18 protein-coding genes are annotated in these 19,408 nt (G+C 37.1%); 16 read left to right on the top strand and 2 right to left on the bottom strand.

What is annotated here, in order from left to right:
• Positions 1-7 precede the first annotated feature (7 nt).
• A complete protein-coding gene (locus C0J00_RS06530; RefSeq protein WP_104968110.1) occupies positions 8-2,185 on the bottom strand; it encodes an LTA synthase family protein in 2,178 nt (725 codons plus the stop codon).
• 135 nt (positions 2,186-2,320) lie between these two features.
• On the opposite strand from C0J00_RS06530, the gene C0J00_RS06525 reads away from it, so the two are divergent.
• The 14 genes from C0J00_RS06525 to msr(D) all read left to right on the top strand — a co-directional run bounded on the left by C0J00_RS06525 (position 2,321) and on the right by msr(D) (position 16,278).
• Entirely contained in the window at positions 2,321-3,481 is a 1,161-nt protein-coding gene (locus C0J00_RS06525; RefSeq protein WP_324761691.1) for a class I SAM-dependent rRNA methyltransferase, read from the top strand.
• Positions 3,481-4,182 carry a type I 3-dehydroquinate dehydratase gene (locus C0J00_RS06520; RefSeq protein WP_104968108.1) on the top strand — a complete coding sequence of 234 codons (702 nt, stop codon included), beginning with the start codon at positions 3,481-3,483 and terminating at the stop codon, positions 4,180-4,182. The genes C0J00_RS06525 and C0J00_RS06520 overlap by 1 nt, the downstream gene beginning before the upstream one ends.
• Before the next feature lie 229 nt (positions 4,183-4,411).
• Positions 4,412-4,756, top strand: a complete 345-nt coding sequence (locus tag C0J00_RS06515; protein WP_104968107.1) for a YlbF/YmcA family competence regulator — start codon at positions 4,412-4,414, stop codon at positions 4,754-4,756.
• A gap of 46 nt (positions 4,757-4,802) precedes the next feature.
• Complete coding sequence (locus C0J00_RS06510) at positions 4,803-5,726, top strand: L-lactate dehydrogenase (protein WP_104968106.1); 924 nt, start codon at positions 4,803-4,805, stop codon at positions 5,724-5,726.
• 420 nt (positions 5,727-6,146) lie between these two features.
• Complete coding sequence (locus C0J00_RS06505) at positions 6,147-7,577, top strand: LCP family protein (RefSeq protein WP_104968105.1); 1,431 nt, start codon at positions 6,147-6,149, stop codon at positions 7,575-7,577.
• A gap of 81 nt (positions 7,578-7,658) precedes the next feature.
• On the top strand, positions 7,659-9,011 hold the full coding sequence (rlmD, locus tag C0J00_RS06500) for a 23S rRNA (uracil(1939)-C(5))-methyltransferase RlmD (protein WP_104968104.1): 1,353 nt from the start codon (positions 7,659-7,661) through the stop codon (positions 9,009-9,011).
• Between the two features lie 272 nt (positions 9,012-9,283).
• On the top strand, positions 9,284-9,841 hold the full coding sequence (locus C0J00_RS06490; RefSeq protein ID WP_104968103.1) for a DNA/RNA non-specific endonuclease: 558 nt from the start codon (positions 9,284-9,286) through the stop codon (positions 9,839-9,841).
• A gap of 2 nt (positions 9,842-9,843) precedes the next feature.
• Positions 9,844-10,500 (top strand): recombinase family protein, encoded by a 657-nt coding sequence (locus tag C0J00_RS06485; protein ID WP_233995830.1) that lies wholly within the window; start codon positions 9,844-9,846, stop codon positions 10,498-10,500.
• 91 nt (positions 10,501-10,591) lie between these two features.
• A complete protein-coding gene (locus tag C0J00_RS06480; RefSeq protein ID WP_104968102.1) occupies positions 10,592-11,629 on the top strand; it encodes an IS1595-like element ISSag10 family transposase in 1,038 nt (345 codons plus the stop codon).
• A 23-nt stretch (positions 11,630-11,652) separates the two neighbouring features.
• The gene (lnu(C), locus tag C0J00_RS06475; protein WP_002837187.1) at positions 11,653-12,147 is read left to right on the top strand and encodes a lincosamide nucleotidyltransferase Lnu(C); all 495 of its coding nucleotides are present in this window, start codon (positions 11,653-11,655) and stop codon (positions 12,145-12,147) included.
• Between the two features lie 100 nt (positions 12,148-12,247).
• Positions 12,248-12,664, top strand: coding sequence for a hypothetical protein (locus C0J00_RS06470; RefSeq protein WP_104968101.1), 417 nt, complete (start codon positions 12,248-12,250; stop codon positions 12,662-12,664).
• A gap of 246 nt (positions 12,665-12,910) precedes the next feature.
• Positions 12,911-12,991 (top strand): DUF1643 domain-containing protein, encoded by an 81-nt coding sequence (locus C0J00_RS10670; protein WP_231840583.1) that lies wholly within the window; start codon positions 12,911-12,913, stop codon positions 12,989-12,991.
• Between the two features lie 486 nt (positions 12,992-13,477).
• Positions 13,478-14,695: a macrolide efflux MFS transporter Mef(A) gene (mef(A), locus tag C0J00_RS06460; protein ID WP_104968100.1), complete on the top strand. Its 1,218-nt coding sequence runs from the start codon at positions 13,478-13,480 to the stop codon at positions 14,693-14,695.
• 119 nt (positions 14,696-14,814) lie between these two features.
• Positions 14,815-16,278, top strand: coding sequence for an ABC-F type ribosomal protection protein Msr(D) (msr(D), locus tag C0J00_RS06455; RefSeq protein ID WP_044679108.1), 1,464 nt, complete (start codon positions 14,815-14,817; stop codon positions 16,276-16,278).
• A 117-nt stretch (positions 16,279-16,395) separates the two neighbouring features.
• Here msr(D) and C0J00_RS06450 read toward each other — a convergent pair whose 3' ends face one another.
• Positions 16,396-16,695: a DUF5960 family protein gene (locus C0J00_RS06450; RefSeq protein ID WP_104968099.1), complete on the bottom strand. Its 300-nt coding sequence runs from the start codon at positions 16,693-16,695 to the stop codon at positions 16,396-16,398.
• Positions 16,696-16,898: 203 nt separating this feature from the next.
• Here C0J00_RS06450 and C0J00_RS06445 point away from each other — a divergent pair, with 203 nt between their 5' ends.
• Both C0J00_RS06445 and C0J00_RS06440 read left to right on the top strand, forming a co-directional pair.
• Positions 16,899-17,267, top strand: a complete 369-nt coding sequence (locus tag C0J00_RS06445) for an ArsR/SmtB family transcription factor (RefSeq protein ID WP_104968098.1) — start codon at positions 16,899-16,901, stop codon at positions 17,265-17,267.
• On the top strand, positions 17,260-19,389 hold the full coding sequence (locus tag C0J00_RS06440; RefSeq protein ID WP_104968097.1) for a heavy metal translocating P-type ATPase: 2,130 nt from the start codon (positions 17,260-17,262) through the stop codon (positions 19,387-19,389). Before C0J00_RS06445 ends, C0J00_RS06440 begins: the two co-directional genes overlap by 8 nt.
• Positions 19,390-19,408 lie beyond the last annotated feature (19 nt).

The raw sequence follows: 19,408 nt of genomic DNA, 5'->3' as shown, positions 1-19,408 counted from the left end.
CTATTTTTTATTTTTTCTCAGCTTCTTTTGAACTTGAGCTAGTTGAAGAAGTGGCTGACGTGTCAGTGATTTCTGGATTTAGCTGCATGTAACTTGGAGCTTTAAAAAGATCTTGAGTTGATGTGTTATTGTGTTGGCTATAGATACTAGTTGATTTTTCACCACGTTTCTTTTCTATCGCTTTGAGAGCTTTTAAAGAATCAATATAAGAGATATGGCTAGAATCTACTTTATCTAGACCGTTATCTTTATCAAAACGGAGTAGATCACCAGTTTGAACAGCATCACTCATTTTTAGTTGCTGGGTTACAGACTCACGGATAGCTTGATTTTCAGCGAGTGTGGTTTCATCAGGGTTGGTAATTAATTCCCCAGTTGTTGTGTTGTAGAGCTTCCCGTCATAGTTGGTATATTTAGGGGTGATATATGTTCCAGAAGAACGAAAAGCTACCATTTGTTTATTGTCAGGTGATAATAAATCTTGCCCTAACTCTACATAATTTGAGTTATCTATGCCTAGAAGTGATAATAGAGTAGGGAGATTGTCCACTTGACCACCGTAAGTATCACTGATAAATCCTTTATCCATACCAGGAATGTGAATCATGTAAGGGACACGCTGAAGCATGGCATTATCGTATTCAGACCACGTTTCAGGGTCTTTACCAAGCAGTGGTGCTAAACTAGTGTTACGTGAATTGGATATACCATAATGGTCACCATATAATACGATAATAGAATTCTGGTAAATGCCAGTAGCTTTCAAATAGTCAAAGAATGCTTTAACAGAACTATCAAGATAATTGGCTGTTGCAAAATAACCATTGATAGTCTCATCATCAGTTTTTGCCAGTGGGAATCCTTGTTCCTCATTCTCCCCAGCTAAACTCGTGTAGGGATAATGATGACTGACTGTTAAGAATTTTGTATAAAAGGGTTGCTGCATATGTTCTAAATATTTGATAGAGTCTGAGAACATATGTTTGTCATTTAGACCATACTGGAAGGAATTCTTTTTAGTAAGCTCTTGGAAGTAAGATTCATCAAAGAAATAGTCGTATCCCCATTGTTTATAAGCATTGTTACGGTTCCAGAAGGTACCAACATTTCCATGAAAGACAGCGCTAGTATAGTCACCTTTTTGCTTTAAGATGTTTGGTGCCGCAAACTGTGTGTTATCTCCCCCGTAGTTTACCATGAAAGAGCCACTGTTTAGACCGAATAAAGAGTTTTCCATCAGTGTTTCGGCGTCAGAAGTTTTACCGGCCTTAACTTGATGGAAAAAATTTGAAAAGGCAAAGGTTTCTTTGGAATGGTATAACAAATTAATAAATGGGGTGACTTCATGTTCTTGATCATCCACATTTAGTTTGTAATCAATCAGAAACTGCTGAAAACTTTCCAAATGGATCATAATCACATTGCGCCCTTTAGCAATTCCGTAAAATTTAGGATTTGGAGCCACATGGTTTTCCTTAACATAGTTTTTAACTTCAGTTAATTCTTCTGCAGTGGCACCACTACGTTCTTTTTCAGCCTGATAAGCCTGGTTACCGCTATAAGTTGAAAAAGCTGGTAAGCCTAGTGCTCGAACTAGATAGAAATTAGAGAAGCCACGTGATAACAATTCAGGGCGATCAATTTCTGCTAAAAAAAGATTAATAGAAAAAAGAAGACCAGATAGGGCAGTTACCGCAAAACTTGCTCTCTTATTAAAGGGACGACTATCAGTTGTCACTTTCTTTTTAATAAAGAGGAAGGCGAGTAAAATAAGATCAACAATGTAAAAAAGATCAGTGAAACGAACTAAGTTAAGAGCTGAATCTCCTAAACCTGCGGCAGCTTTGCTACTTCCTAGCATTGTACTAACAGTAATAAAATCTGAAAATTCTCGGAAGTAAAAGGCATTGGCAATTACGAGAATAGTTAGTAAAAGGTAGATGAGCCAAGCTAAGCTGTAAAATAATTTTGTTTTTTTGATATAAAGTGCTAGGCCAATCAGAAGCAATCCGATAGGAATAGGATTGATGATGGTTAGAAAAGTTTGGTAAACATTTTCAATATTAAGCACAAAGTCGACATGGTAAGCCCATAGGGTTTTCAACCAATAAAAAAACAATAAAGTAAGGACAAATCCCAGGCGGGTACTCATCACTTTAAGTATTGTATTGATAATTTTTTTCACAACAATTTTATTCCTTGTTTATTTTCCTAAATAAAGAATCTCAACAGTTATTATATCATAAATTAAAAAGAGGTCACAAATAAAGTTGTTACCTCTTGCTATTCATACAACTGATATTTTGATATAATGATTTTTATGGAAAAACTTCGACTAAGTGCACAAGTGGAGAAGAAACTAAGTAAAGGTATTGTCCTATTAGAAAAAGATGATTTACCGACTGCTAAAACAGAAAATGGCTTGGTCCAGCTAATATCTCAATCTGGCCAATTGCTAGCGACAGCCTACTTATCAGAACAACATAAAGGAATCGGTTGGGTCATTTCTACAGATGATATAGAGTTAACGCAATCTTTCTTCGAAGCTCTATTTACCAAAGCAAGAGAATCACGTCTTGCCTATATTAATGACACAAGTACGACAGCTTATCGCTTGTTCAATCAAGAAGGCGATGGTTTTGGTGGTTTTACTGTTGACAGATATGGTGACTTTGTCATCTTTTCGTGGTATAATGCTTTTGTTTACAGTATAAAAAACAGAATTGTCGAAGCGTTTAAAGTGGTCTTTTCTGACCTTTCGGGGGCTTATGAAAAGTATCGCTTTAAAGGTGCAGAGAGGCAAGCAGGACATCTTTATGGTGCGAAAGCTCCGGAGACTTTTGAAGTACTTGAGAATAATGTTAAGTACCAAATTTTTCTAAATGATGGTTTGATGACAGGAATCTTTCTGGATCAACATGAGGTTAGAGGGCGTTTGGTTGATGGTTTAGCAGCAGGTAAATCCGTTTTGAATCTTTTCTCATACACAGCTGCATTTTCTGTTGCTGCAGCCATGGGAGGAGCAAAACAAACAACATCTGTTGATTTAGCTAAGCGATCTGTTGAATTATCAGAAGCACATTTCAAGGCTAATGGACTTGATATTCTAAATCATAAACTCAAGGTTATGGATGTCTTTGCTTATTATCGATATGCTAAACGACATGATTTGACATATGATGTGATTGTCATTGATCCCCCTAGCTTCGCACGTAACAAGAAACAAACGTTTTCTGTCTCAAAAGATTACCATCGTTTAGTCAGTGAGGCAGTGGCTATTTTAAATCCAAATGGTATTTTGATTTTGTCCACTAATGCTTCAAACCTTAGTGTAGAGCAATTTCAAAAACAGATTAATAAAGGTTTTGGTGGGAAGCCCTATCAAGTGCTATCCCTAGACCAATTACCAGCTGATTTTAAAATAAATAAGAATGATGAAAGAAGTAACTACTTAAAAGTATTTACCATTAAGGTTGGATAATGAAAATAGTTGTACCAATTATTCCTAAAAGTCTCGATGAGGTTAAAGATATTGATAGTTCAAAATATGAAGGCGCAGATATTATTGAGTGGCGGGCGGATTATTTAGCAAAAGATGATATTTTAAAAGTGGCACCAGCTGTTTTTGAGAAATTTTCTGGTTACGAGATTCTCTTTACCCTTCGTACGGTTAACGAAGGCGGTTTTGCAGAACTTAGTCCTGAGGATTACATTTCTCTTTTGAAAGATGTTGATGCGCTTTATCATCCAGATTATATTGATTTTGAATACTTCACCTATAAATCACATTTTGATCAATTGTTAAGTTTTCCGAATTTATCACTAAGTTACCACAATTTTCACGAAACACCGGAAAATTTAATGGAGATTTTTTCAGAATTAACCACATTGGCACCACGAGTTGTGAGAATTTCAGTGATGCCTCATAATGAACAAGAAGTGCTCGATCTAATGAACTATACACGTGGTTTTAAAACCTTAAATCCGGAACAAACTTATGCAACAGTTTCGATGGGGAAACTCGGAAAACTTTCACGGATTTCAGGTGATGTGACAGGATCAGCTTGGACATTTGCCAGCTTAGATTGTGAAAATGCTAGTGCGCCGGGTCAAATCAAATTGTTGGATATGAAAAAAATTATGACAGTTCTTGAAGAAGATTCACAAAGTAGTCAGGTTTGATATACTCAGTTAATGATAAAAAAGAAAGCTCACGGTTCTAAATAATCTTGAGTTGGCATAAAGAGATGAAAAGTTCCTGTAAAGGGAGCTTTTTCTTGTTTGGCAAAGGATTATGCTATCTATTATTTGTGATGAGTCATTTTTCTGAAAAATCGTGCTATTTTGCCCTTACCTGCTACTAAAATTATGTTAAAATATGGTCAATACTTATTTAAATGGAGGAATGACCATGTCTACTAATATTTATGACTTAGCCAATGAATTGGAGCGAGGTATTCGTAGTTTACCAGAATACCAAACAGTAGCTGATGCTAAATCTAAGATTGATAATGACCCTGAATCGAAAGCGTTATTTGATGAATTTATTACTTTCCAAGAAGATTTGTATCAAAAGATGCAGTCAGGTCAGATGCCGACTGAGGATGATCAAAAAGCTATTCAATCAATGACTGAAAAAATGGAAGCAAATACAAGCGTCAGAGATTATTTCAATGCTCAACAAGCACTTTCTGTCTATATCTCAGATATTGAGCGTATTGTTTTTAAGCCTTTACAGGAGTTAACAGGTAAATAAACCATTAGGGAAACAGTCGAGTCGCTCTTAGAAGGAGGAAATCATTATGGTACGTAAAATCGGTATTATTGGAATGGGTAATGTTGGTTCAACATTGGCGCACGGTTTGATTGCTGAGGGTGTCGCGGATCATTATGTTCTGATAGATCCTAAAGTGGAGAAAGTGCGTGCAGACCAGATTGATTTCCAGGATGCCATGGCTAATCACTCTATCTTTGCTAAGCTTACCATCAATGATTATTCTGCCTTAGCAGATGCTGATGTGGTGGTGTCAGCTCTTGGTAATATTAGTCTTCAACATAATGCAGGTGAAGATCGCTTTGCGGAGTTTGCCCTTATGCAGGAACAGGTTCCTCAGGTAGCGGCCTCACTCAAGGACTCAGGATTTTCCGGTGTCCTCGTCGTTATTTCAAATCCGGTCGATGCTGTTTCAGCCCTTTATCAAGCCCTTACTGATTTTCCTAGGGAGCGTGTGATTGGGACAGGGACTCTCCTTGATACGGCTCGTATGAAGCGCGTGGTTAGTGAGCGGTTAGGGGTTAATCCTAAGAGTGTGTCTGGTTATAATCTTGGTGAGCATGGTAACTCTCAGTTCACCGCTTGGAGTCAAGTTAGTGTTAAAGGGCAACCTATTTCTGATTTCTTTTCTGAAGATGAATTGGAAGAGATGTCGTTTGCATCTATGAAAGGTGGTCATACGGTCTTTTACGGTAAAGGTTATACCTCTTATGGTATTGCAACAACCGCTATCCGTATTGTTAAGGCTATTTTATCCGATGCTGAGGAGGAGTTAGTCATTTCAAGTTTCCAAGAAGCATTTGGCACCTATGTAGGCTATCCTGCCTTGGTTGGGCGTTCAGGTAAAGTTGGTCATGTTCAGTTGAACTTAACAGAAGACGAAGAAGTTAAATTGCAAGCGTCAGCCAACCTTATCAAAGAACGCGTTGAAGCTGCTCTTTCAAAAATCTAAGATATAAGAGAAGCCAGTCCCTTGTGATTGGTTTTTTGATTATGACTTCAAGGTTTATCGTCAAATGGATTAATGTTTAGCTAAGGTAACTTCAAGTTTGCTTAAAATTGACGGTCGCCCCAGTATTGAATATTAAGCGTGGACAATTCTCTAGACCATTGGATGGAAAATGGTTAGTAAGATAAGATAGTCTTGTTGCATAAATGATAAGAACTTAGACATTTCCATCAAGTATTTGAGGTCTGAACTTAGGTATGAGAATGAGTAGAAATACGATAGTTAATGAAAAAGGTATCCCTGGATTCAGATGAATTCTTGACAAGTCTTAATAGAAGTTATAAGATTTTAGAGAAACCTTCTTTTATATAAGAAATAATCTTTGATTCCAGCGGATTGATAGAATAGTATGAGACACTAATTATGGCAAAAAAAGATGCAGGGGGCTTATCGCATCACGAGCAGTTGAGGTATGATTACCTGTTTAAAAATATTCATTATTTGAGTGAGCGTGAAAAGACCGAATTTAATTACCTTTACCAAAAATTAACCAGTAGACAGACTAGTCGAACAAGCCTTAAACAAGAAACAAAAGAAGCTAGCCTACCTTCTGGAGGCCTTGACGATGATTACGGAGGCTATGCTGATGATGGATCTCATCCGTATTTGAATGATGACTATGAGGAGCCTAATCATCAAAACAATGTGACTGATCAAGGCTTACCAGTTTTTCCTGGTGAACTTGCTAGAACCCAAAAACCCAGAAAAACACGACAAGAAAAGCGATCTACTGTTAAGTCTAGAAGGCAAGCCAAGCAATCTAAGGTTGTGAAGAAGTCTAAAAAAGGACGTTTAAAACGTTTCTTTATTCTTTTCAGTCTATTAATGCTATTTGTTTTTGTGCTACTTTTGGTTATGTTTTTCAAAGGGGTCACAGGTATTTCAAGCCCTAAAGGTAAGAATTTTCAACCTGCTGTGGAAGAATACTTTAATGGTCAGGAGACAAGAGATGGCACTAATATTCTTATTTTAGGAAGTGATAAGCGTATTGCCCAAGGTTCTGAGGATGCCAGAACTGATACTATCATGGTGGTCAATGTCGGCAACAAAGATAAGGATGTCAAGATGGTCAGTTTCATGCGTGATACCTTAGTTAATATCCCTGATGTCAGTGAAACAGATTATCTTAAGGACCAAAAATTAAATACTGCCTTTAATGTTGGTGAGCAAAATAATCATCGTGGAGCTGAATTAATGCGTGAAACGCTTAAAGCTAATTATGACATTGACATCAAATACTATATGATGGTTGATTTTGAAACCTTTGCTGATGCGATTGACGCCTTGTTCCCTAACGGGGTTTCTATCAATGCTAAATTCGCTACTATTGATGGTGAAAGGGTAAACTCAGTTGAGGTTCCTGATGATCTGCGAATGGATGACCAAGGACGTGTTCCCAATCAAACGATTAAAGTTGGTAAGCAAAGAATGGATGGTCGCACCCTTCTCAACTACGCCCGCTTCCGTAAGGATGATGATGGTGACTTTGGACGAACCAAGCGCCAGCAACAAGTGATGAAAGAAATTTTACGTCAGGTTAAGAATCCAACTAAGCTTTTTACAGGTTCTGAAGCTTTGGGAAAAATTTATGCTTTGACTTCAACAAATGTATCTTATCCTTATCTTTTAAGAACAGGATTGTCAAGTATAACCGATGGAGATTTTGCCATTCATCAAACAACCATTCCTGAACAAGGCGATTGGATCGACGATTATGATGTCTATGGTGGACAAGGTTTAACAATCGATTTTGATAAGTATCAAAAAGAACTGTCTGACTTAGGCTTTAGGTAAATATGATATAATGGAGGGACAAGGGTCTCTCTTTTTCTTTGGAAAATAGCAGAGCTGTAAAACTAGAAATGAGTCGAAAAGATGCAAAAAAATGATATTGTTGAAGTAGAGATTGTCGATTTAACCCACGAAGGACAAGGGGTTGCCAAGGTTGACGGCTTGGTCTTTTTTGTTGATAATGCCCTTCCAGGGGAAATTATCAACATGCGTGTTTTGAAGTTGAAAAAGAAAATTGGTTTTGGAAAAGTAGAAGAATACCTTAAGGTGTCGGACAAACGAAATCAGAATATTGATGCTGCTTATTTGCGTTCGGGTATCGCTGATTTTGGTCACATGGTTTATGAGGAGCAACTCAAGTTCAAACGCCAGCAAGTGGTCAATAATCTTTATAAAACAGCTGGTATTTCTGATGTTGAGGTAGCTGAAACACTTGGTATGGAAAAGCCACTTGCTTATCGTAATAAGGCGGCAGTACCTGTTCGTCGTGTCAATGGTCAGCTAGAAACAGGCTTTTTCCGTAAAAATTCCCATGATCTCATGCCCATTGAGGATTTTTATATTCAAGATAAGGTCATTGACCAGCTTATTGTCTTTGTCCGTGATTTGTTGCGCCGTTTTGACATCAAGCCTTATGATGAAAAAGAGCAGACAGGCTTGATTCGTAACCTATTAGTTCGTCGTGGACATTACACTGGGGAAATAATGCTGGTTCTGGTGACGACTCGACCAAAAATTTTCCGCATCGAGCAAATCGTGGAAAAGATTACGGCGGAATTTCCAAAGGTTGTCTCTATCTTACAGAACATCAATGATCAAAATACCAATGCCATTTTGGGTTCGGAATTCCGTACGCTTTATGGCAAAGAAACCATTTCTGACCAGATGTTGGGAAATGACTATGAGATTTCAGCTCAATCTTTCTATCAGGTTAATACGGAAATGGCAGAGAAGCTCTATCAAACAGCTATTGATTTTTCCGACTTAAGTGCTGATGATGTGGTCATTGATGCCTATTCAGGTATTGGAACGATTGGTCTGTCTTTTGCGAAAAAAGTCAAAGCCGTTTATGGGGTTGAAGTCATTGAAGCTGCTGTCAAGGATGCTCAGAAAAACGCAGAGCGAAATGGTATTACCAATGCTTACTATGTGGCCGATTCTGCTGAAAATGCCATGGCTAAATGGAGCAAGGAAGGCATTCAACCGAGTGTTATCCTAGTGGATCCGCCACGAAAAGGCTTGACAGAAAGCTTTATCAAAGCTAGCGCAGCTATGTCTCCAGAAAAAATCACTTATATCTCTTGCAACCCAGCCACCATGGCGCGTGATATTAAACTTTATGAAGAATTGGGTTATAAGTTGACTAAAGTTCAGCCTGTTGATTTATTTCCGCAGACGCATCACGTCGAGGTAGTTGGTCTGCTGGTGAAAGCCTAGAAACCTTTGAACTAAAGCATATTAAAAAGCCTTGGAGACAAGGCTTTTTACGTTTGGGTGGGGTAGTATCAGAATGACTACCTCAGTGGAAGTAGTTATGATGCTGGTGAATTTGAGAGATATTTATTTCCGTAGACACAAGGTGGGGACATGGGGGTAGGAGTATGAGGGAATAGACGTCCCCCTCTTAAATCACCGCTATGGTCGACAGAAGTGTGAGTTTTGAAAATAATACAAATTGTGTTATACTTTGTTAAAAGTGGAGTTGTATTATGGAATTTGAATTAGAATATGTAGAAAATGGAAAGTATTTTAATATCTTGAATAAATGGGAGATTGATCCTAGTGTGGAACGATTACCTTATTATGATAGAAAATCTAAAAGGATAGTAATTTTAAGAAAAAATCCAATTTCTGATTACTTTATTGAGAGTTTGACTGAAATTCACCATGATGGTATTCCCTCAGAACAAGATATGGATCGCGGTCATTTTATAGCTCAGTCATTCAAAGAATTCCTATTGACGCCGGATGAATTGAGAAGTTTTAAAAATGAAGTAAATATTTTTTTTGGTCGACAAAATAAAGCAAATATAACTCCTCAATCCCCAGCCGCTAATAGAAATTCAAAGGACTTAACAGGGCAAGCTAAGTTTGAACTACAGATATCCGACTACCTAAAGAAATCAAGTGATGGTAAGGTTTATTTTGAAATTGAAGAACTAACAATTGATACTATAGGGTTAGGAAGAAGGATTTATATTCATTGGTTTAATGACGAAAAATGTGATAACCATCCCCTCCAGTTGGAATATATATCGAAGATATAAATTTGAATACACTTGATACGAATAGTGAATTCATTCTTGGTATTATGGCCATAGTAGCTCAAGGTGAGAGTGAACAAAAAAGTGCGTCAATTACATGGTCTGTCATTGAACGCTTTAAAAGAGGGATACCAATGATTCCTACCCATAACCTTCTTGGGTATACGAAAGACCAGTATGGTCGAGTAGTGATAGATGAGACAGAAGCAAAAATTGTTCGCCTAATATATGATTCGTACATCGAAGGTATGACTGCAAGTGAGATTGCCTCTACTTTAATGACCAATCATATACCAACAGTTACTGGTTTGGAGCGTTGGACAAGTTTAGCTGTTTATAATATTCTCAGAAACGAGAAATATAAAGGCGAAATCATCATGCAGAAGACATATACTGTTGATTGTTTTAGTCATAAAACACGGAAAAATAATGGTGAAAAGCCAAAATATCGATTAAAAAATGGAATTCCCTCTATCATACCAGAATCAAGATGGGATTTAGTACAAGAATTACTCAAGCAACCTAGAAGAAAATCGAAATCTACTTCTGAGATATTTGTACCTAAACTCTACATCAAGAAACTCAAATCTGGTAAGTTGAGGGATTTTGTTGTACTTGATCCTAGTTGGAAATCGGAAGACATTCACGAAGTTTTTAAATAAGAAGGCTCTGTCACAACAAATGGTTGATTTTTGACGAGAAATAGCGTATAATAATAGTAAGAAACAGTACCACCGAAGGAGGTAATTGGATATGCCTACTATCAAAGACGCATTAGATATTATCGGTAAGTTGACTGTCGCAGAGCAGGAAAGCCTTAAAACAATGCTTTTAAGTCCTGCCTTTGTAAAGTCTTTGAATATTGAAGATTTCGTAGCAAAGGAACGCTTTGCAAATGGTCGTGTATGCCCTCTTTGTGGCTGTATCCATGTGGTTCGCAATGGTCATCGTAAAGATGGCACACAGCGATATGTATGTAAGGATTGTGGCAAGTCCTTCGTGATTGCTACGAACTCCATTGTGTCTGGTACAAGAAAAGACTTGTCCGTGTGGGAGCAGTACATTGATTGTATGATGAATGGCTTATCCATTCGTAAGACTGCTGTTGCTTGTGGGATTCACAGAAACACCGCATTCCTTTGGAGACACAAGATTTTGGATGCACTTCAGAATATGGCAGACGATGTTACCCTTGACGGCATTATTGAGGCTGACGAAACTTTTTTCGCCATCTCGTACAAGGGCAATCATAGCAAGAGTAAGACATTTGCTATGCCACGCAAGGCTCATAATCGTGGTCATTCTACACATATCAGAGGCTTGTCCCAAGAAAAGGTATGTGTTCCTTGTGCGGTTAATAGGAATGGCTTGTCTATCTCCAAGATTACGAATACTGGTAGAGTTTCTACAAGAGATTTACATCATATTTATGATGGTAGGATTAAGACCAATTCCACTCTTGTTACGGACAAGATGAACTCCTATGTGAGATTTACAAATGCCAATGGTATTGACCTTGTGCAGTTAAAGACTGGCAAAGCCAAGAAAGGCATTTATAATATCCAACATATCAATAGCTACCATAGCCAGCTAAAGAGGTTTATGCGTGGCTTTAACGGTGTTTCTACCAAGTATCTGAACAACTATCTTGTGTGGAATAACCTTGTAAATTACGCCAAAGAAAGCGACATGGAGAAAAGGAACATCTTCTTAACTTTTGTTTTGGCAACATTGAAAACTGCTAAATGCAGAGATTTATCAAACAGACCAGCAGTTCCTCTGGTCGCCTAATTAGAATTTGTGGAGATGATAAGATGGTCAATATAACAGATGTAAAACAGATTCTTCAATTTGCAATAGATGCGGAGATTAAAGTCTTTCTTGATGGTGGCTGGGGTGTAGATGCTCTTCTTGGATATCAGTCAAGAGCCCATAATGATATTGACATTTTTGTAGAAAAGAACGATTATCAGAACTTTATAGAAATAATGAAAGCTAATGGCTTTTATGAGATTAAGATGGAATATACAACATTGAACCATACTGTATGGGAAGATTTGAAAAACAGAATTATTGATTTGCATTGTTTTGAATATACGGACGAAGGTGAAATTCTTTATGATGGGGATTGTTTTCCGGTAGAAACTTTTTCGGGTAAAGGAAGAATTGAGGAAATAGAGGTTTCCTGTATTGAACCATATAGTCAAGTAATGTTCCATCTGGGATACGAGTTTGATGAAAATGATGCACATGATGTGAAGTTATTGTGTGAGACATTTCATATCGAAATTCCAAATGAGTATAGATAACTGCAAATAACAGTTTGTAGGGGAGTTCTGATACTCCCCTATAAAAATGGTTATTTATCAACTGTTTGTTGTGACATAGCCAATAAGAAAGAGGTAAATTATGCGTTTTAAAGATTTTAATCTTGAAGTTGTTAATGTTGAACGTTACTCATCAGATTATAGCATGACGGTGAACAAGAACTTTGTTACATTTAGTAAAGGAATTGTCCAAGCTTTAGAATACCCAGCACATGTACTGGTTGCCTTTAATAAGGATACAAAGGTAATGGGTATACAAGTTTGTCGTGCAAAAACTAGGGGAGCATTTTCTTTTTCAAAACCTGTTGGGGAGCAAAAAGGTATTGTTCAGGTAGGTCATAAAAATTTAAAAGAAACACTCTTAACAATCATGAGTGATTGGAAATCTGATAAGCGTTATAGGGTAGAGGGGATTCACATTCCTGAAGATAAGGCTTTTGTTTTTGAATTGAAGGATTTTGAGGAACTATCTGACTTTCGTAAAAACGACAATAAATAGTAAGGAACGAAGTTAAAAATTATTGGTGGGAGTACAACTATTGTATTCCTGCCATTTTCATATCCTTGCAAGGGGGGTCATGTTAAAATATACTGTAGGAGGTAACTCTATGAACGATAAAGTTACAAAAGTCAGACTAGCCTATCCTTTGGGAGAAGACCTAATCTATGTATTCCTGAAAAATATAATGCCTACCGTAGATTCCTACTGGGATGCTTAGGAACGAATCCACTCGTGGCTATATGTATGAATCCCTCAGCAGCTAATGAGGACTATAGCGATCGTACAATCAACCGAATTCTAAATGCTAGTAAAAAAATTATATGAAGATAAGCTCACCGTTGAATTCAAGTCAGGGATTGAGATTGACGAAGAGATATAGAATATTAACCGCAATTTAAGGGCTAACCACCTTTGGCGGTTTTTAATGGATTTTTTTAATTTATAAGTTGCTTAAAATGACTTATTATGGTAAAATATATGATAATCCAAATAAGAATTTAGGAGGAACCGAAACTATGACAGCCTCAATGCGTTTAAGATAAGCTGGCAATAAGAAAAGCAGAATCTATACCCGATGATAGGCTTTTTTGTTGTGCTTATTTATACGATATTGAGCATTCATTAGTTACGGTGAGGATATTGGTTATTTAACTGTACCTTTATTTAACTATGTCTTTAATATGAATGTTTCCAAATTGTATGTATGCAGACCAAAAGCCACATTGTGGATTTAGGCCTGCATTTTTTTATTGCCTATAATGCTATTCAAAATAGAAATTTAAGCAAAATAATATGCAGGAGATAATATAAATGGAAAAATACAACAATTGGAAACTTAAGTTTTATACAATATGGGCAGGGCAAGCAGTATCATTAATCACTAGTGCCATCTTGCAAATGGCGATTATTTTTTACCTTACAGAAAAAACTGGATCCGCGATGGTCTTGTCTATGGCTTCACTATTAGGTTTTTTACCCTATGCGGTCTTTGGAGCTGCAATTGGTGTGCTAGTGGATCGTCATGATAGGAAGAAGATAATGATTGGTGCTGATTTAATTATCGCAGCAGCTGGTTCGGTGCTTACTATTGTTGCATTCTATATGGAGCTACCTGTCTGGATGGTTATGATAGTATTGTTTATCCGTAGCATTGGAACAGCTTTTCACACCCCGGCTCTCAATGCGGTTACGCCACTTTTAGTACCAGAAGAACAGCTTACGAAATGTGCAGGCTATAGTCAGTCTTTGCAGTCTATAAGCCATATTGTTAGTCCGGCGGTTGCAGCACTCTTATACTCCGTTTGGGAACTAAATGCTATTATTGCCATCGATGTATTGGGTGCTGTGATTGCATCTATTACGGTAGCAATTGTACGTATTCCTAAGCTGGGTGATCGCGTGCAAAGTTTGGACCCAAATTTCATAAGAGAAATGAAAGAAGGAATGGCTGTACTACGGCAAAATAAAGGATTATTTGCTTTATTACTCGTTGGAACATTATATATGTTTGTTTATATGCCAATTAATGCACTATTCCCTTTAATTAGCATGGATTACTTTAATGGAACACCTGTGCATATTTCTATTACGGAAATTTCCTTTGCATCTGGAATGTTGATAGGGGGTCTATTATTAGGGTTATTTGGGAATTACCAAAAGCGAATCTTATTAATAACGGCATCCATTTTTATGATGGGGATAAGCTTAACCATTTCAGGATTACTTCCCCAAAGTGGATTTTTCATTTTTGTAGTCTGCTGTGCAATAATGGGGCTTTCTGTTCCGTTTTACAGCGGTGTGCAAACAGCTCTTTTTCAGGAGAAAATTAAGCCTGAATATTTAGGACGTGTATTTTCTTTAACTGGAAGTATCATGTCTCTTGCTATGCCAATTGGATTAATTCTTTCTGCACTCTTTGCTGATAGAATCGGTGTAAATCATTGGTTTTTACTATCAGGTATTTTAATTATTTGCATTGCAATAGTTTGCCCAATGATAAATGAGATTAGAAAATTAGATTTAAAATAAACAATATTGGAGGGATATTTATGTATCTTATTTTCATGTAATTCTTCCTGCTAAAATCGCAGGGTTTTTCCTGCGTACAAGCAAATGAAAGCATGCGATTATAGACAGGAGGAAATGTTATGGAATTAATATTAAAAGCAAAAGACATTCGTGTGGAATTCAAAGGACACGATGTTTTAGATATAAATGAATTAGAAGTATATGATTATGACCGTATTGGTTTAGTAGGAGCAAATGGTGCAGGAAAAAGCACTTTATTCAAGGTACTTTTAGGAGAATTAATTCCCCCAGGATGTAAAATGAATCATCTGGGTGAACTTGCCTATATTCCCCAGTTGGACGAAGTAACTCTACAGGAGGAAAAAGATTTTGCGCTTGTAGGCAAGCTAGGTGTTGAGCAATTAAATATACAGACCATGAGCGGTGGTGAAGAAACAAGGCTTAAAATAGCACAGGCCTTATCGGCACAGGTTCATGGTATTTTAGCGGATGAACCTACGAGCCATTTAGACCGTGAAGGAATTGATTTTCTAATAGGACAGCTAAAATATTTTACAGGTGCACTGTTAGTTATTAGCCATGACCGCTATTTTCTTGATGAAATAGTAGATAAAATATGGGAACTGAAAGATGGCAAAATCACTGAGTATTGGGGAAACTATTCTGATTATCTTCGTCAGAAAGAGGAAGAACGTAAGAGACAAGCTGCAGAATACGAACAATTTATTGCGGAACGTGCTCGATTGGAAAGGGCTGCGGAGGAAAAGCGAAAACAGGCTCGTAAAATAGAACAGAAGGCAAAAGGTTCTTCAAAGAAAAAAAGTACTGAAGGCGGAGGGCGTTTAGCTCATCAAAAATCAATAGGAAGTAAGGAAAAAAAGATGCATAATGCCGCTAAATCCCTAGAGAACAGGATTGCGGCATTAGGAAAAGTAGAAGCTCCGGAAGGCATTCGCAGAATTCGTTTCAGGCAAAGTAAAGCATTGGAGCTCCATAATCCATACCCTATAGTCGGTGCGGAAATTAATAAAGTATTTGGGGATAAGGCACTGTTTGAAAATGCATCTTTTCAAATTCCGCTAGGAGCAAAAGTGGCATTAACGGGTGGTAATGGAACCGGAAAAACAACTTTAATCCAAATGATCTTAAACCATGAAGAAGGAATTTCTATTTCACCTAAGGCAAAAATAGGTTACTTTGCACAGAATGGTTACAAGTACAACAGTAATCAGAATGTTATGGAGTTTATGCAGAAGGATTGTGATTACAATATATCAGAAATTCGTTCTGTGCTAGCATCTATGGGGTTCAAACAGAACGATATTGGAAAAAGCTTATCTGTTTTAAGCGGTGGAGAAATTATAAAATTGTTGCTTGCTAAAATGCTCATGGGTAGATATAACATCCTAATAATGGATGAACCCAGTAACTTCCTTGACATACCAAGTTTAGAGGCTTTGGAAATACTAATGAAGGAGTACACCGGAACTATCGTGTTTATCACCCACGATAAACGATTACTCGAAAATGTAGCTGATGTAGTTTATGAAATTAGAGATAAGAAAATTAAGCTGAAACATTAAATTTTAGGTAGTCGCTGGTCAGTATAGTCTGTTCTGGCTGGCGACTCCATTGTTAAAGAGTATAAAGACTTGAGATTTTATGAAGATTAAAAATAGGAACAGTCAATTGAACTGCTCCTATTTTTCTGCTAAATATGTTGTAGTTTTCTTATATGTATAATGATAGATTAGTGGATTCTCATCTACGGTGCTTACGTCGAAAATGAAGAAGTGATCACGGCTATCTCTAGTCTTTTCCTTATTGAGGACAAAGTAATTCTTATGAGAAGTTGCCATTGTTTTGAGGATATCATCGGTCAGGAAGGTCAATGGAATATTCATGTTTGAGTAGCGGTAGAAGTCACGTTCAAAATCTTGGTAGCTCTCGCTATAATAGTCCATTTGTAGGTGATTACGCTGAAACTCAAGCTGATTCATAATTCACCTCCTCAACAAGTCAAAACTAATAATGTTATGTACTTAAAGTCATATGCAGTTTGGTTATTTTGTTATTAGAATTGGGTACTCCAAGTCTTTTTTTATGAATTTTTTTTTATTCATTCAAAAAAACACTTGAATTAATTAATGAAATGGGTTATACTATATTCAAGCAAATAATTGAATGATATTGAGGTGAGAATATGATTAAAAAAGATACTTGTGAAATTTATTGTCATGACGAAGGAAAGGTCAATCGAATACAAGGTAATTTACAGACAGTAGATATTTCTAGTGTTGCCCAAATGCTAAAAGCTATTGCAGATGAAAATAGAGCAAAAATTACCTATGCATTGTGTCAAGATGACGAACTGTGTGTGTGTGATATTGCAAATATTATAGGTGTTACGGTTGCAAATGCCTCTCATCACCTGCGAACGCTCCATAAGCAAGGGATTGTTAAGTTTCGAAAAGAGGGAAAACTTGCATTTTATTCATTAGATGATGAGCATGTCAGACAAATTATGATGATTGCATTGGCACATAAGAAAGAGGTGAAGATCAATGTCTAGTTGGAAAGCAAAACAGTCTGAAGAAGTAATGAAAGCCTATCGTGTTCAAGGATTTACTTGTACTAACTGTGCAGCCATTTTTGAAAATAATGTTAAAGAACTTCCCGGTGTTCAGGATGCGAAAGTAAATTTCGGAGCATCTAAAGTTTATGTTAAAGGGACGACAACCATTGAAGAATTAGAAAAAGCAGGAGCATTTGAAAATTTAAAAATTCGAGATGAAAAAGAACAAAGGGTAGAAGGAGAACCTTTTTGGAAGCAGAAAGAAAACATTAAGGTATATATATCAGCTCTTTTACTTGTAGTTAGCTGGTTCTTAGGAGAGCAGTATGGTGAAGAGTATGTTCTACCGACAATTGGTTATGCAGCGTCCATTTTAATCGGTGGATATTCGTTATTCATTAAAGGTCTCAAAAATTTAAGCAGATTAAATTTCGATATGAATACGCTTATGACTATTGCCATTATAGGAGCTGCAATTATTGGTGAATGGGGTGAAGGGGCAACCGTTGTTATCCTATTTGCGATTAGTGAAGCATTAGAGCGTTATTCAATGGATAAAGCACGTCAATCTATTGAATCTTTAATGGATATTGCCCCAAAAGCAGCGTTAATTCGACGAGGCAATGAAGAAATGATGATTCATGTTGATGAGATTCAAGTTGGAGACATCATGATAGTTAAGCCCGGTCAAAAGTTAGCAATGGATGGAATAGTGGTTAAAGGTACATCGACATTAAATCAGGCTGCGATTACAGGTGAAAGTGTTCCAGTAACGAAAATCACAAATGATGAAGTATTTGCAGGAACCTTGAATGAAGAAGGGTTACTTGAGGTTAAAGTAACAAAACGAGTTGAAGATACTACTCTTTCAAAAATCATTCACTTGGTAGAAGAAGCCCAAGCAGAACGGGCCCCCTCTCAAGCGTTTGTCGATAAATTTGCAAAATACTATACACCAGCTATTGTCATACTAGCTCTTTTAATTGCAGTAGTTCCACCATTATTTGGCGGAGACTGGAGCCAATGGATTTATCAAGGATTAGCTGTATTAGTGGTTGGTTGTCCTTGTGCCTTAGTAGTCTCAACTCCAGTTGCTGTTGTTACAGCAATAGGAAATGCAGCGAAAAATGGTGTATTAATTAAAGGTGGTATCCATTTAGAAGCAGCAGGACACTTAAAAGCGATAGCCTTTGATAAAACAGGAACATTAACCAAAGGGATTCCAGCTGTAACAGACATTGTGACATATGGTAGAAATGAAAATGAATTAATAACCATAACATCAGCCATTGAAAAAGGATCACAGCACCCTCTTGCTTCAGCGATTATGCGAAAAGCAGAAGAAAATGGATTAAAATTCAATGAAGTAACAGTAGAGGATTTTCAATCCATTACAGGTAAAGGCGTTAAAGCCAAAATAAATAATGAAATGTATTATGTGGGAAGTCCAAATCTTTTTGAGGAATTACACGGAAGCATTTCAAGCGATAAAAAAGAAAAAATTGCCGATATGCAAACTCAAGGTAAAACGGTGATGGTGTTAGGAACAGAAAAAGAAATTCTTTCGTTTATTGCCGTAGCCGATGAAATGAGGGAATCGTCTAAAGAAGTTATCGGCAAGTTGAACAATATGGGAATCGAAACAGTGATGCTAACAGGCGATAACCAAAGAACGGCAACAGCCATCGGAAAACAAGTTGGTGTTTCGGATATTAAAGCTGACTTACTTCCAGAAGATAAGCTTAATTTTATTAAAGAACTTCGAGAAAAACATCAAAGTGTGGGGATGGTCGGAGATGGCGTGAATGATGCTCCAGCCCTTGCGGCATCTACCGTTGGTGTAGCAATGGGTGGTGCTGGAACTGATACAGCTTTAGAAACGGCTGACATCGCCTTAATGTCTGATGATTTGAGTAAATTGCCATATACAATAAAATTAAGCCGTAAGGCTTTAGCAATCATCAAGCAAAACATTACCTTCTCTTTGGCGATTAAATTAGTGGCATTACTTTTGGTCATGCCCGGTTGGTTAACACTTTGGCTAGCGATATTTGCTGATATGGGAGCAACTTTACTTGTAACATTAAACAGTTTACGCTTATTGAAAATCAAAGAATAGGTTCTAAAATGGGTGTCAA

The organism is Streptococcus pluranimalium (assembly GCF_002953735.1).
GTDB classification, from domain to species: Bacteria; Bacillota; Bacilli; order Lactobacillales; family Streptococcaceae; genus Streptococcus; species Streptococcus pluranimalium.
This window is presented reverse-complemented; position numbering and strand designations above follow the sequence as displayed.

Excerpts from the sequence above, each read along its gene's own strand:
- C0J00_RS06525 (WP_324761691.1), top strand. The coding sequence starts at position 2,321 with ATGGAAAAACTTCGACTAAGTGCACAAGTGGAGAAGAAACTAAGTAAA.
- C0J00_RS06480 (WP_104968102.1), top strand. The coding sequence starts at position 10,592 with ATGCCTACTATCAAAGACGCATTAGATATTATCGGTAAGTTGACTGTC.
- C0J00_RS06515 (WP_104968107.1), top strand. The coding sequence starts at position 4,412 with ATGTCTACTAATATTTATGACTTAGCCAATGAATTGGAGCGAGGTATT.
- C0J00_RS06445 (WP_104968098.1), top strand. The coding sequence starts at position 16,899 with ATGATTAAAAAAGATACTTGTGAAATTTATTGTCATGACGAAGGAAAG.
- C0J00_RS06510 (WP_104968106.1), top strand. The coding sequence starts at position 4,803 with ATGGTACGTAAAATCGGTATTATTGGAATGGGTAATGTTGGTTCAACA.
- C0J00_RS10670 (WP_231840583.1), top strand. The coding sequence starts at position 12,911 with ATGAATCCCTCAGCAGCTAATGAGGACTATAGCGATCGTACAATCAAC.
- C0J00_RS06450 (WP_104968099.1), bottom strand. The coding sequence starts at position 16,695 with ATGAATCAGCTTGAGTTTCAGCGTAATCACCTACAAATGGACTATTAT.
- C0J00_RS06520 (WP_104968108.1), top strand. The coding sequence starts at position 3,481 with ATGAAAATAGTTGTACCAATTATTCCTAAAAGTCTCGATGAGGTTAAA.
- rlmD (WP_104968104.1), top strand. The coding sequence starts at position 7,659 with ATGCAAAAAAATGATATTGTTGAAGTAGAGATTGTCGATTTAACCCAC.
- C0J00_RS06440 (WP_104968097.1), top strand. The coding sequence starts at position 17,260 with ATGTCTAGTTGGAAAGCAAAACAGTCTGAAGAAGTAATGAAAGCCTAT.
- C0J00_RS06505 (WP_104968105.1), top strand. The coding sequence starts at position 6,147 with ATGGCAAAAAAAGATGCAGGGGGCTTATCGCATCACGAGCAGTTGAGG.
- C0J00_RS06470 (WP_104968101.1), top strand. The coding sequence starts at position 12,248 with ATGCGTTTTAAAGATTTTAATCTTGAAGTTGTTAATGTTGAACGTTAC.
- C0J00_RS06490 (WP_104968103.1), top strand. The coding sequence starts at position 9,284 with ATGGAATTTGAATTAGAATATGTAGAAAATGGAAAGTATTTTAATATC.